The organism is Archangium violaceum (genome assembly GCF_016887565.1).
Lineage (GTDB): Bacteria > Myxococcota > Myxococcia > Myxococcales > Myxococcaceae > Archangium > Archangium violaceum_B.
Window position 1 is genome coordinate 683,165 of sequence record NZ_CP069396.1, and the last position, 13,255, is coordinate 696,419.

The window sequence follows — 13,255 nt, forward strand, 5'->3', positions numbered from 1 at the left end:
GATGGAGAACATGAAGCAACCACTCGAAACACATGACATCCAGGCGCTCGCCTTCGCGGGTTATGGCGAGCTCCGGCGCGCGCGCTACATCTTCCTGCGTCTGGAGGACGCGGCGCGGGCGAAGAAGTGGCTGAGGGACATCGCCTCGGAAGAGGTGACCACCCAGAAGGCCCTCGAGATGCGCAAGGCGAAGGGGGAGAAGAAGCGCCATGCGCTGCACGTCGCCTTCTCCGCGAGCGGCCTGCGGAGCCTCGGGTTGAGCGAGCAGGTGCTGGGCTCCTTCCTGCCCGAGTTCGTGGCGGGCATGGCCGAGGAGTACCGTGCCCGCGCCCTCGGTGACACGGGCTCGAGCGCGCCGGAGAAGTGGCAGTTCGGCGGTCCCGACGCGCGAGGGGAGCGGGACATCCACCTCGTCCTCATGCTCTTCACCCATGGGAACCTGGACCAGTCGGGGTCGATGGACGCCTACCACCTGCGTCATCGCCAGCGGTACGAGGCGCACGGCCTGCGCGAGGTCTTCATCCAGGACGCCTGCCTGTTGCCGATGGTCCGCGACGATGGCACCGAGGACGGCTCCCGCGAGGCGTTCGGCTACCGGGATGGCATGACCCAGCCCACCCTTGAGGGCACCCATCACAAGCCCGGGCAGAGCGCGCCCCTCAAGGCCGGGGAGTTCATCCTCGGCTACGAGAACGAGTACGGGCAGCTGCCCTTCACACCCGTCGTGCCCGCCGAGCAGGATCCCCAGGGCCTGCTGCCCGTGCTCGACGTCAAGGGCTCCTCGGCGAAGGACCTGGGGCGCAATGGCTCCTACCTGGTCATCCGCAAGCTGCGGCAGGACGTGGACGCCTTCGAGCGCTTCCTGTCCGAGCACTGCCATGACCCCGAGGATCCGGAGGGGGACGCCGCGCGCAAGGAACTGCTGGCGGCCAAGATGATGGGGCGCTGGCGCAGTGGCGCGCCGCTGTCGCTGTGCCCGGAGAAGGATGACCCGGGGCTCGGCAAGGACCCCGCGCGCAACAACGACTTCTGCTTCGAGTCGGACCCGAAGGGGCTGCGCTGCCCCCTCAACTCACACGTCCGCCGGAGCAACCCGCGCGACGGGCTCATCCCCGGAGACCCGAAGGAGTCGCTGAAGATCTCCAACCGCCACCAGCTCCTGCGGCGTGGCCGGCCCTACAAGGACCCGGATGGCGAGCAGGGGCTGATGTTCCTCGCGCTCAACGCCAACATCCGGCGCCAGTTCGAGTTCGTCCAGCAGACGTGGATGAACAACCCGAAGTTCGGCGGGCACTACGACAGCAGGGATCCCATCGCCGGGGACAACCATGACCCGGCGGTGGAGGGGAGCGATCCCAAGGCCTATTCGGTGACCATCCCCGGGGAGCCGGTGCGCCAGCGCATCACCGGGCTACCCCGTTTCGTCCACACGCGAGGCGGCGGTTACTTCTTCCTGCCGGGAATCCAGGCGCTGCGCTTCCTGGCCTCGTGACCGTCTTGCCCTTCCGGGAGGGTGAGCGGCCAGCCCCCGACATCGCTCCTGCCCTTCCGACCCGTTGCATTGCCCGGTGACCATGAGACCCATAAATTCATTCATCAAGGCCCTCCGAGGCGAGGGCTCGTCGACCGGGGAGCAGGGAATGCGAGACGAGACCGGTCACAGCAAGGAAGCGTCCCAGGTCGATGACGTGGACTTCGACGATTCCTTCCTGAAGGAGGTGGCGCAGCAGCCACCGCCCTTCCGCAAGCCGGCCAACGGGGAGCGGCTGGGGGGCTCGGATGGCCGCCGGTTCGAAATCCTCGCGGAGCTGGGCGGTGGGGCCATGGGCCGGGTCTTCCGCGCGCGCGACGAGGAGCTGCAGCGCGTGGTGGCCCTCAAGTTCCTCCTCCCGCGCGAGGGCCGGGGCGACCGCTGGATGATGACCCTGCTGCGCCAGGAGGCCCGGGCCATCGCGCAGCTCGACCACGAGAACATCGTCCGCATCTTCGACGTGTCCGAGTGGGTGGGGGAGCCCTGGGAGTCGCGCATTCCCTTCCTCATCATGGAGTGCCTGGAGGGCGAGTCGCTCGCCGCGCTGCTCCACCGGGAGAAGCGGCTCGGCGTGCGGCGCGCGCTCGACATCATGATCGCCGTGGCCGCGGGGCTGCAGCACGCGCACGAGCGCCACATCGTCCACCGCGACCTCAAGCCCAGCAACGTCTACCTGGGCAAGCAGGGCACGGTGAAGTTGCTCGACTTCGGTCTGGCGTGGCTGACGTCCGGCGTCGCCCCCGGGCAGTACATGCCCTCCGCTGGCACGCCGCCGTACATGTCCCCGGAGCAGTGGCGGGGCGAGAAGCAGGACGAGCGCACGGACATCTGGTCCGCCGGCGTCATGTTGTACGAGATGCTCACCGACGAGCTGCTCTACCCGAGCGCCACGCTGGAGGAGCTGCGCGCGAAGGTGGTGTCTCCCGAGCCGGTGCCCTCGGTGCGCGAGCGCCACCCGGAGGTACCCGAGGAGGTGGCGGCGTTGATCGCCGAGGCCCTGGTGAAGGATCCGCGGCGGCGCCTGCGCTCGGCCACCGAGCTGCGTGACAGGCTGCGCCGGTTGGAGGAGCGGCTGGGGCCCTGGCGCGAGGAGCCGCGCTCCCTGGCGCCTCAGCGCCGGCCGGTGACGCTGGTGTCCTGCCGGCTGGTGGGGCTGGTGGGGCTCGCCGGGATGTTGGATCCAGAGGACTTCAGTGAGCTGGAGGCCGCCTTCCAGAAGCGCTGCTCGGAGATCATCCAGGGGCATGGCGGCTCCATCACCACCTGTCTGGGAGACGAGGTGCTGGCCTGCTTCGGCTACCCGGTGGCGCGCGAGGAGGACTCGGAGCACGCGGTGCGCGCGGGCCTGGAGTTGATCGGCTCGCTGGCGGACGAGCTGCGCGAGCGCCTCGCCCACCCCTTCCTGCGTTCGCTGGCGGTGCAGGTGGGCATCCACACCGAGCTGGTGGTGTTCGACGACATCCTCCCGGAGCTGCGGGGGCGCACGCCCACCATCCAGGGCGAGGCCCCGCGCATCGCGTCCTGGCTGGCACGGCGCGCGGAGCCCGGCACGGTGGTGCTCAGTCACACCACGCACACGCTGGTGCAGCGCGGCTTCGAGTCCGAGGCGATCGGTGCGAGCACCTTCGAGGGTCTGTCCGGAGCGCGTCACATGGAGGCCTGGCGCGTGACGCACGCGCGCAAGACGGTGTTCCGGTTCGATCGGGCGCTGGTCTCCGGTGCGCTCTCCCCGCTGGTGGGCCGCCAGCGCGAGCTGAGTCAACTCCTGGGCCGCTGGGAGGCGGCGCGCGAGGGCAGGGGCTCGTTCGTGCTCGTCACGGGCGAGGCCGGCATCGGCAAGTCCCGCCTCGTCCAGGAGCTGCGCCAGCGGGTGTCTCCCGCCACCAGCATCCAACTGCGTTGCCAGTGTTGGAGCCAGTTCACCAACAGCGCCTTCCACCCCATCATCGACATGCTGCAGCACCTCTTCCGGTTGGATCCGGAAGGCTCGCCGCGTGACAACCTGACCCGGCTGGAGGCGAGCCTGGGCGCGTTCGGCATGACGTCGGAGCACATGGCCCTCATCGCCGCCTTCCTCTCGCTGCCGGTGAAGGAGAACCTGCCCGTCCTCCAGCTCTCGCCGGACCGGCAGAAGGAGCGCACCATCGAGGCGCTGGCGGCCCTGCTGCTGCGCATGGCCCGGGAGCGTCCGGTGTTCGGCGTGGTGGAGGATCTGCACTGGGCGGACCCGTCCACGCTGGAGCTGCTCGGCCACGTCCTGGGCCGGGTGGATGGGTCTCGTGTGCTGCTCGTGCTGAGCGCCCGCCCGGGCTTCCAGCACACCTGGCCCTTCCAGGAGCGGCTCCTCTCCCTGTCCCTGGACCGGCTGCCGGCGCGGCTCACCGCCACGCTGGTGCAGGAGGCGGCCGGCGGCCTCGAGCTGTCCGGGGAGCAGGTGCACCAGCTCGTGGCCAAGACGGACGGCATTCCCCTCTTCGTGGAGGAGATGACGCGCATGGTGGTGGAGGGCGGCACCCTCTCCTCCATCCCCGTCACCCTGCACGAGCTGCTGCTGGCGCGCCTGGACCGGCTGCCGGAGCGGCGCAAGGCCCTGGCCCAGGTGTGCGCGGTGGTGGGGCGCGACTTCTCCCATGCGCTGCTGGCCACGTTGACGCGGCGCGACGCCTCCGAGCTGGTGGAGGACCTGGATGCGCTGGTGGCCGCGGGGCTGCTCCAGCGCGAGGAGGAAGGAGATGGGCCCAGCTACCACTTCCGCCATGCGCTGCTCCAGGACGCGGCCTACCAGTCCCTGCTGCGCAACACCCGGCGCCAGCACCACCGGCGCATCGCCCAGGCGCTGGTGGAGCAGTTTCCCGAGGTGGTGGAGACGCAGCCGGAGTTGCTGGCCCACCACTACACGGAGGCGGGGGAGTACGAGCCGGCCATCCGTTCGTGGATGCAGGCCGGCATGCGCGCCAGCCTGCACTCGGCCAACCAGGAGGCGGTGAGCCACCTGCGGCAGGCGTTGAAGCTGCTGCGCTCCCTGCCCGACGCGGGACAGCGCATCCAGCAGGAGCTGCAGTTGCTCATCGCCCTGGGTATTCCGCTCTCGGCGGTGCAGGGCTACCGCTCGCCCGAGGTGAAGCAGACGTACGTGAGGGCGCGAGAGCTCTTCGGGCTGGTGGGGGACGCGCTGCCGGACCTGGGGCTGTCCTACTGGGGGCCCTACGCGTACTACTTCGCCCGCGCCGAGTACCGCCTGTCACACGAGCTGGCCGAGCAGCTCGTGGGGCTGGGCTCGCGTCAGCACAACCAGGAGCTGCTGGCCCTGGGCTACCGGATGATGGCCACCGACTTCTTCATCTGGGGCCGGATGAACGACGCGCGCGAGTTCGTGGAGCGCGCGGTGGCGTGCGCGAACTTCACCCTGGCGCAGCACCGCGAGCTGGCCGTGCGGCACTGGGTGGACCCGAAGTCGATGGCGCTGAGCCACGCCTCCGTCGTCCACTCCGTGCTCGGCCAGCCGGAGCGGGCGCGGCGGTACTGCGATGAGGCGCTGGCGCTGGCCGAGCGCATCGGCCATGCGCACACCCGGGCCTATGTGCTGCTCTACGCGGCCGTGTCCTGCCAGCTGCGCCACGACGCGCGGGGCACGCTCGAGCTGGCCGAGGAGTGCCACGCCCTCTCGCGCGAGCACTGGTTCCGTCTGTGGCTGGTGTGGTCGGGTCTGCTGCGCGGCTGGGCGCGCGCCGAGCTGGGGCTCCCCGAGAAGGGGCTGGAGCAGATGCGCGAGTGGCTGGGCAAGTGGCGGACCGCGGGTCTGCGGGCCGGCATGCCGCACCATCTCGGGTTGTTGGCGGAAGTGCACCTGCGGTTGGGGCATCCCCACGAGGCGTTGCTCTCGGTGCACGAGGGATTGAAGTGGGGCGAGGCGGTGGGCGAGCGCTTCTATGAGGCGGAGCTGCACCGGATCGGAGCCGAGGCCCAGCGGTCGCTGGGCCACGAGGAGGAGGCGCACGGGTGCTTCCTCGAGGCGGTGCGCGTCGCGCGCGAGCAGGGCGCCGGGGGTTACGAGCGGCACGCCCTGCTGGCCATGGGGCGCTCGCCAGCGGAGCCGGGACCCGGAGCGGAGACGCCACGGCCGGTGTGAGTGGAGAACATGGAAGCCGAGAGGCCAGGACGAGGGAGAGCCATCATGCAGTTGGAAGAGCGCGAGAAGCTGGAGCAGGAGATCCGTGAGCTGTGCGGCCGGGGCGAGATGGCCGGGGCCGTGGAGCGGGCCCTGGAGGGATATGGGCAGGAGATCATGCGGCTGATGGCATCCGTGCTGCACGATTACGAGCGGAGCCGGGATGCCTTCAGTCTCTTCAGCGAGAACCTGCTGCGGGGATTGTCGGGCTTTCGTTGGGAGAGCTCCTTCCGGACGTGGGCGTACCGACTGGCGCGCAACGCGTGTTACCAGGTGATGCACGCGCCCTCGGGCCGCGAGCAGCCGGTGAGCATGTCGGCGCTGCCGGACGAGGCGATGAAGCCACGCTCGGAGACACGTCCCTGGCAGCGCACCTCGGTGAAGGAGCGTTTCCGCGCGCTGCGCGAGAGTCTGGATCCCCAGGAGCGCATGTTGTTGTTGCTCCGGGTGGACCAGCGGCTGTCCTGGGAAGAGGTGGCGCGGGTGATGTCCGAGGGGGAGGAGGACCTGACGGACGCTGTGCTCAAGCGCAAGGCGGCGGCGCTCCGGCAGCAGTTCCAGCGCATCAAGACACACCTGCGCTCGCTGGCCGAGGAGGAGGGATTGATTGCCTCGGGGGACTCCTCCACGCACGTGTAGGGCGTCGAGTCAGCGCACGGGGAGGGGTTGGAAGCTGATGCCATCCAACCCCAGCCGCTGACAGGCGTCGGCGAAGCGCTCGGTGCAGACGAGCACCCCAGAGAAGTCCCGCAACCGGAACAGGTCCAGTGGGTCTGTCACCGTGGTGGAGTCCAGCAGGCGGACCTTGGGCAGGGAAACAGGGTCCCGGCCGCAGCGAGGGCAGGGCGGTTGACGGCCAGGGGGCAGGCAGTCCGGGTGCAAGCGGCCCATGGGGAGGATTTCCAGCTCGAGCAACTCGGGTGATTGGCGTTGGCGGAACCGCAGCTGGGTGCGGCAGCCCTTGAGGCCGCGCAGGCCCTCGGCCTGGAGCTTATCCAGCGCTTCGCGCCGCACCATCAACAACCAGGGAACGGGAGCTACGAACGAGCCGAAACGGCCCCGGCCCCAGCCCACGAACGGACCGAAAGTCGTTACCGGAGCGGGTATGGCTCCCGGGGGGAGTAGGGGACGTACCAACTCACTGAGCCTTCTGTACTCCTCGATGGGCTCGGCTCGGGATTTCTCGAAGTTCGCCAGGTTGGCGACGGGGGTCAGGTCCACGGAGGGGTATGCGAAACCGCCTCCCCAGATGGCCTTGCAGAGAGAGCAGTTGATGGCCGGAAGTGCCCACTTGTACGTGCCATCGACGTAGCCCGTGTAACCCGACGCTTTGTCTTGCTCGATGGTGAAGTAGCTCATGCGTGGACCTTCAACTGCTCCTCAGTCGCAATAGTAGGGCACCAAGGGGCCATTCACCCCGAAGCGATTCATGAGCTCGCCCGCGAACCGCCACATGTCTTCCGCGGAGGCGGTATCACGGTTTTCTCTCATGAACTGCCGCCAGGCCTCGTTCCACTGGCCGCCTTCGGGTCCGCCACTGTGCAGCCAGGTGTGGAAGCTCTCGGGAAGGCGGATGGTGAAGGCGTGGATGTCGATGTGCCTGCTCTCGAACCAGAGGGCCAGGACCCTCTGCCGTGGGAAGATGTGGTGCTTCTGGAAGGGCTCTCGCGGACGGATGATGCAATGGACCCGGTACTCCTTGAGCTTCAACCGCTCGCGTTCCCGCCAGTTGTGCCAGGGGATTTCGAAGACCGGGTCCGCTCTCGTGGGCGCCGCCAGGGGCACTCCCCACCAGCGGCTGGCATTGTGTACCTGGGGCAGGCTCGGTAGCGGCTCCACGACTGTCGCCTGTGCCAGCAGCACCGGGTGGGTCTCTGCCTCCACCACGTCCTGGCATCGCCAGACGGCGCAGCGCTCCTCGTCGCACAGAGGCACCACGCAGCTCGGATCCGCGCGCCTCCTCCCACGAGGAAGACACGGTCTCGGGTGATTCGTCCTCCTCGCTCACGGTGGGCATCGAGGTGGCGCAAGCGGTCAGCAGCAACCCGAGGAGCGCGAGCCCCCTCTTCCAGGTCAGGACGTTCATCCAGCGCAGGCTACTTCCAGGCGTTGTCCTCGACGGGCGGAGATGCTCGGCCATGTGGTGGCGAGTGCCCGCGGTTCTTCCGCGGCTACGGGCGCGAGCGGCCGGCCAGGCCCTCTCGTGCCCTGGCCCTGGACGGACGAGTGGAGCGCGAACCCGCTCGCTCGCTGCATTGGAGCACGACAGGCCAAAGCCTTGGGGCAAGCCGAAGACGGCTCCCAGCCAAGGAGGCCAGGATGACGAAGGGTTTCAAGCGCGCGATGGTTCTCGGCACGGCGGCCACGGCCCTGCTTCTGGCGGGTGGTTGTCGCGACCAGCAGCGGGGCCAGCAGGGTCCGCAGTACGTCCCGTCCCAGCAGGACCAGGGCACGGGCGGCGCGGGCCAGTCCGGCTCACAGCAGCAGCAGCCGGTGGACGTGAATCCCCAGCCGGACCAGGAGGGCTTCAAGACGGCGCCCGAGGAGCAGACGGCCCCGCACGGCATCGGCCAGGACGAGGGGCAGGGCGGCTCCGGGACGCAGCAACCCGTGGACGTGAACCCGCAGCCGGACCAGGAGGGCTTCAAGACAGTACCCGAGGAGCAGACGGCTCCGCACGGCATCGGCGATGAGCGGGACCCGGAGGGCTCCCGGGAGGACCCGCGGGAGTAGCGCGACGAGCGGCCGGGCTCACTCCTCCTTCAGGGGGAGTGAGTGCAGCTCCGCGGGCCAGTCCTCTTCCTTCCTGGGTGCTGCCGCGGAGCGGCGCCTGGCGGAGTCGGGCTCGTAGGGAGCCGACAGGAGCTCTTCCTCGAAAATCTCGTGGAGCAGCGCATCGGTGGCCTCGCTCGCCTGCTGGAGCGTCGTGAGCTGGGCCTCGGTGGCGCGTTGCCGCTCCTCGCGGGTCAGCGGGATGACCGCCACTGCCGAGGGCGGCATGACCCGGGGGACTCGCGGCGCCGCGGGCTCCCGGAGCGTGGCGGGCTGGTCGAAGATGCGTCCGTCCCCGGAGGGAGTTGGTTCGCGCTCCTCGGGTTCCTCGGATGCGCCGTGGGCGCCTTCATCACTCTTGCCCATCATCTGTTCCTGACTGGCGCGGTACCGGACAGCCACCCACCGCGTCCCTGGCCTAATGCATGGCGCCTGATAGAGGGTGGGGCAAGGGTCCCCAGATGGACGAAAGCCCGGAACCGCTTCGCGCTCCCGGGCCCTGGACGCCAGTCTGGCGCTCGGCTGTCTGCTTCACATCTCGAGGGGCGGCTGGGGGCCAGGGATGATGCCCGCGATGTCCGGATCCTCGTCGCCCGGCTGCCTGGGGGGCTTGGTATCCTTGTCGCGCTGGCGCTCGGCCTTCTTGGCCTCCTTGTCGCGCTGTTTCTGCTGGCGGGCCATTTCCTTCTGTCGCTTTGTCGACCTTCCCTGCATGGGTTCTCCGGGGAAAGGGTGAAAAAAGAAGCCCAGCCTCAAGGGAGGCCGGGCCTCGTGAATGAAAGGTAAGGAGCCGGAGGCGCGCGATCAGCCGATCGGGCGAACGTTCTCGGCCTGCAGGCCCTTGGGGCCCTTCTTCACGTCGAATTCCACCTTCTGGCCCTCGGCCAGGGTGCGGAACCCGTCGGTCTGGATCGCGGTGTGGTGGCAGAACACGTCGGGGCCCCCGCTGTCCTGGGTGATGAAGCCGAAGCCCTTCGCGTCGTTGAACCACTTCACAGTTCCACTTGCCATTGCTCTGATTCTTTCCCTTGCAGTCCGACGTCCATCGACGAACTGCTCGCTCACTGGAGCGATAACCGGGCCTACACCCGTCCAGGGGGCGAAGTCGAGCCGGGAAATCCTCCCGGTCCCGCTTTCGCACTGTTGGATACAGGGCCGCGATCCACCACATAACACTCCTGGGCGGGCACCTGTTCCGATGAAAATCCAAAGGGGGCGGGTCCGAACGACCCCAGGGGAATAAGGGCCTTCAGGCCTGGGTGCCGCTCGACACCGGGTGAGGTGGCATGGCGCGGCGCCACCGGGCCCACAGCAGGTCCGTGCCCGCGGCGAGCACCACGCCGGCCGCGTAGCAGACCAGGTCGGAGGCGACGAAGCCGCGGCCCAGGAGGAGGGCACCGAAGCGGTTGGCGCGGAGCGCATCGAGCCAGGGCGTGTGGAGGAGCTGGCTGAGCTCGACGAGCACGGAGATGCCGAGGGCCCAGGCCGCCGCATGGCGCACCCGGAGGCGCGGCAGGGCGAACAGGAGGCACAGGTAGACCATGGAGGCCCACAACGTGTCGCCCGCGTACTCCCGGAAGAAGCGCGGCAGGTACGCCGCCGCCATGGCCGAGCGCGAGCCCAGGCCCAGCGCGATGACGAGCAGCATCAGGGGTAAGAGGAGCAGCCGCCCGCGCGCGGGAGGGAGTGGCTCGGGGGCCGGAGGAGTACCGGGGCTCATGCGGGACAGTGTACCGCCGCCGCGTCCCTGGCCTGGAGGAAGGCGGCGAGCTCGGGCCACTCCCGGGCGAGGTACTCGTACTGGGAGGCCCGGACGGGCTTCTCGGGCAGGACACATCCCAGCTTGAGCGGAACGAGCTGCCCGCCCAGCCGGCCGCGCGCGAAGGCGTGGAGGACCGCCACCGCGCCCACGTCCAGCTCGGGCACGTTCTCCCGTGTGGCGCTCTGGATGCGTTTCACCGCCTCCACGTACCTCCCGGCGCGGCAGAGCAGCACGGCCTGCGCGAGCAGCGCGTAGTCCGTCTTGTCGAACATGGGGCGCCGGATGCGCTCCACCCAGTGCTGGGCCTCGTCCGGCACGCCGTACAGGGCCAGGATGGCCGCCATCACCCCTGGGGCCCGCGCCTCGCGCAGGGCCCGCGTCCCTTGTCCCCAGGCCCGGGTGGTCGCCTCGCCGAAGGACAGGGCGCGCTCGTAGTCCCCCTGGCGGAGCCACGCGAGCGTGAGCCCGTGGTAGCTCCGCGCTCGGAGCGACTTCCTCCCTTCGTACGCCGCCCCCGTGAAGGCGCGGATGGCCGCGTCGGGCCTCCCCGCCCGGAGCAGCTCCCAGCCCTGTCGCTCCAGGCGCTTCACCTGCCAGTGGTGCCAGGCGCCGAGGAGGACTCCCGCCCAGAGCAGACCCACGAGGAACACGGGGATTCCCGCCACCGTCACCGCTGGCGCCAGGGGCCACGGGTAGGTGTCCTGTCCTTGGGACACCCAGGGAACGATGCCCATGAGGCCGGCGCCGAGCAGGACGGTCGAGAGGAGCTTCAGCCCTCCGAGCCAGAGGCGGACGGACAGGCCGTGCGTGAGCGGAAGACGGAGGGTGTTGTCGAGGGAGGTCGTCATGTCCGGGCGCCAGTGCAAGGCGGGGCCCAGTCCGCGCCCGAGTCATTTCCGGTATCTGGCGGCCGGGTGCGTCCGTGCCCGGAGATGCCGCGTCCGGACAGGGCGACCATCATGCGTTTGAATGATGACGCCCGCTGCCCGTCTGAGTGGACAGATGCAGCAAGGACATCACCCCAGAAGGATGACTCCCATGAAGGCCCTCTTCGCCGCCGTTGCCCTGCTTACCGCCGCCGCCGCTTCCGCCCAGACCGCTCCCGTCCCCGCCCAGGCCGCCCCGGCGCTCGCGCCGCCTCCGGGCCAGGCCACCGGCAGCGCGCCTCCGACGGCTTCCGGGTTCCGGGGCGAGGACAACAACGAGCTCTGGCGCGGCCGGCGCGGCACGCCCGTGGTCGTCGAGCGCGAGGACCTGGAGCAGCGCCTCGCGCGGCTGGAGCGGTTGCTCGGTGAGGCCTTCGAGCGCAGCGGGCGTGGCCAGGGCAAGGGCAAGCTCCGCGAGGCCTACGATGAGCTGAACGACATCCGCGAGGTGATCGCCGAGGCCCCCGAGCTGCGCGGCCACAACCCGCGCCCCACGCCGCCCCCTCCCCCGGTCCCGGCGTATCAGCCCATCGCCGACGGCAGGCTGCAGAAGATCATGAACGCCATGTCGCGCGAGCCCTTCGGCAAGGACAAGATGAACGTCCTCGAGGATGGCGCCGAGGGTAACTACTTCCTCGTCGGCCAGGTGCAGCAGGTGCTGGGCCAGTTCCAGTTCTCCAAGGACCGGCTGCAGGTGGTGCGGATGCTGTGGTCGCGCGTCCTGGACCGGCAGAATGGCTTCCAGCTCTACAACTCCTTCCAGTTCTCCAATGACAAGGAAGAGCTGAAGCGCATCATCTCCGGCTGAAGTCCGGGTTCGCCGGAGTCCCTCCAGGGGCCAGGCTCGCGGGGCGCGGATGCCCCGACGGGTCTGGCCCTTCGGCTTTCCGGGTCCGTGCGCGCGAGCACGTTCGCTGGTTGAATGCCCCCGCTCATGCGCCCGCGCACCCGCAGAGTGACGCTCCTCTCCGTGTTGGGAGGACTCCTGCTCCTGGCCCTGCTCGTCGTTGCGGGGTACCTCCGGGGCCTGTCCCTCGTGGTGAGGGCCTCCGGCATGAAGGGAGGCGCGGCCGAGCGCATCGCCCGCTGGGGCACCGGCCCCTTCTCCGTCGAGGACGCACGCATTCCCTCGCGCCACGGCCCCTTGCGCGCCCGCGTCTTCCGGCCCGAGCACCTCCACGGACGCACCGTGCTCCTCACCCCCGGCGTGCACGCGGACGGCATCGACGAGCCCCGGTTGGTGGCCTTCGCCCGGAATCTCGCCGCCGGGGGGCTCACCGTCATCACCCTGGAGCTGCCCGACCTGCTCCGCTACCAGCTCACCCCTCGCGAGCCGGACATGATCGAAGACGCCGCGCTCTGGGTCTCCTCGCGGCCGGAGCTCGCGCCCGAGGGCCGCGTGGGCCTCATGGGCATCAGCTTCGCCGGGGGGCTCTCCGTCGTCGCCGCGGGCCGGCCCTCGCTCGCGGGCAGGGTCGCCTTCACCTTCTCCCTCGGAGGGCATGGGGACCTGTCGCGCGTGCTCTCCTTCCTCTGCACCGGCGTCCAGCCCGACGGTCAGCCCCGCCGGCCCCATGACTACGGCGTCGTCATCATCCTTCTCAACGTGGCCGGCCAGGTCGTCCCCCCCGAGCAGGTGGAGCCGCTGCGCGCGGCCCTCCTCACCTTCCTCCGGGCCTCGCACCTCGCCATTCACGATACGCCGCGCGCCAACGAGACCTTCGCCGAGGCCCGGCGGATGCAGTCGCGGCTGCCCGAGCCCGCCGCCACCTTCATGCGCCTCGTGAACGACCGGGATGTCGCCGCGCTCGGGCCGCTGCTGTTGCCGCACGCGAAGGGCTTCGCCGATGACCCGGCGCTCTCGCCCGAGCGCTCTGCCGCCCCTCGGACGCCCGTGTACCTGCTGCACGGCACGGACGACACCGTCATCCCCGCCGTCGAGTCCACGCTCCTCGCGCGCTGGCTGGAGCCCCACACCGGGGTGCACCTCCTGCTCTCGCCCCTCATCTCCCACGCCGAGCTCGACCGCCGGATGCGCCTGTCCGACGTCTGGCGGCTCGTCGCCTTCTGGTCGGCGCTGCTCGGCGAGTAGCGCG

At 69.8% G+C, this 13,255-nt stretch carries 12 protein-coding genes and 1 pseudogene; 6 read left to right on the forward strand and 7 right to left on the reverse strand.

The features are described from left to right. Positions 1-10: 10 nt before the first annotated feature. From JRI60_RS02970 to JRI60_RS02980, 3 genes are all read left to right on the forward strand, one after another. Positions 11-1,492: a Dyp-type peroxidase gene (locus JRI60_RS02970; protein WP_239470310.1), complete on the forward strand. Its 1,482-nt coding sequence runs from the start codon at positions 11-13 to the stop codon at positions 1,490-1,492. A 148-nt stretch (positions 1,493-1,640) separates the two neighbouring features. Continuing rightward, the gene (locus JRI60_RS02975; RefSeq protein WP_204224357.1) at positions 1,641-5,660 is read left to right on the forward strand and encodes a protein kinase domain-containing protein; all 4,020 of its coding nucleotides are present in this window, start codon (positions 1,641-1,643) and stop codon (positions 5,658-5,660) included. Positions 5,661-5,705: 45 nt separating this feature from the next. Next, entirely contained in the window at positions 5,706-6,338 is a 633-nt protein-coding gene (locus tag JRI60_RS02980) for an RNA polymerase sigma factor (protein ID WP_204224358.1), read from the forward strand. 9 nt (positions 6,339-6,347) lie between these two features. On the opposite strand, the gene sitI6 is transcribed toward JRI60_RS02980, so the two are convergent. Next, positions 6,348-7,058, reverse strand: a complete 711-nt coding sequence (sitI6, locus tag JRI60_RS02985; protein WP_204224359.1) for a SitI6 family double-CXXCG motif immunity protein — start codon at positions 7,056-7,058, stop codon at positions 6,348-6,350. Positions 7,059-7,079: 21 nt separating this feature from the next. After that, a pseudogene (sitA6, locus tag JRI60_RS02990) lies at positions 7,080-7,785 on the reverse strand (SitA6 family polymorphic toxin lipoprotein). A gap of 233 nt (positions 7,786-8,018) precedes the next feature. On the opposite strand from sitA6, the gene JRI60_RS02995 reads away from it, so the two are divergent. Further along, complete coding sequence (locus JRI60_RS02995; protein ID WP_204224361.1) at positions 8,019-8,432, forward strand: hypothetical protein; 414 nt, start codon at positions 8,019-8,021, stop codon at positions 8,430-8,432. Positions 8,433-8,450: 18 nt separating this feature from the next. On the opposite strand, the gene JRI60_RS03000 is transcribed toward JRI60_RS02995, so the two are convergent. The 5 genes from JRI60_RS03000 to JRI60_RS03020 all read right to left on the reverse strand — a co-directional run bounded on the left by JRI60_RS03000 (position 8,451) and on the right by JRI60_RS03020 (position 11,081). Next, positions 8,451-8,837 (reverse strand): hypothetical protein, encoded by a 387-nt coding sequence (locus tag JRI60_RS03000; RefSeq protein WP_204224362.1) that lies wholly within the window; start codon positions 8,835-8,837, stop codon positions 8,451-8,453. Positions 8,838-9,002: 165 nt separating this feature from the next. Continuing rightward, positions 9,003-9,185 (reverse strand): hypothetical protein, encoded by a 183-nt coding sequence (locus JRI60_RS03005; RefSeq protein WP_204224363.1) that lies wholly within the window; start codon positions 9,183-9,185, stop codon positions 9,003-9,005. A gap of 90 nt (positions 9,186-9,275) precedes the next feature. Continuing rightward, complete coding sequence (locus JRI60_RS03010) at positions 9,276-9,482, reverse strand: cold-shock protein (protein ID WP_043411966.1); 207 nt, start codon at positions 9,480-9,482, stop codon at positions 9,276-9,278. A 238-nt stretch (positions 9,483-9,720) separates the two neighbouring features. Continuing rightward, positions 9,721-10,191 carry a DUF2809 domain-containing protein gene (locus tag JRI60_RS03015; protein WP_204224364.1) on the reverse strand — a complete coding sequence of 157 codons (471 nt, stop codon included), beginning with the start codon at positions 10,189-10,191 and terminating at the stop codon, positions 9,721-9,723. Then, positions 10,188-11,081, reverse strand: coding sequence for a tetratricopeptide repeat protein (locus tag JRI60_RS03020; RefSeq protein ID WP_204224365.1), 894 nt, complete (start codon positions 11,079-11,081; stop codon positions 10,188-10,190). The genes JRI60_RS03015 and JRI60_RS03020 overlap by 4 nt, the downstream gene beginning before the upstream one ends. 190 nt (positions 11,082-11,271) lie before the next feature. Between JRI60_RS03020 and JRI60_RS03025 the strand changes: the two genes are divergently transcribed. Both JRI60_RS03025 and JRI60_RS03030 read left to right on the forward strand, forming a co-directional pair. Then, positions 11,272-11,967 (forward strand): DUF4476 domain-containing protein, encoded by a 696-nt coding sequence (locus JRI60_RS03025; RefSeq protein WP_204224366.1) that lies wholly within the window; start codon positions 11,272-11,274, stop codon positions 11,965-11,967. A gap of 126 nt (positions 11,968-12,093) precedes the next feature. Further along, entirely contained in the window at positions 12,094-13,251 is a 1,158-nt protein-coding gene (locus JRI60_RS03030) for a hypothetical protein (RefSeq protein ID WP_204224367.1), read from the forward strand. The last annotated feature ends 4 nt before the right edge of the window (positions 13,252-13,255 follow it).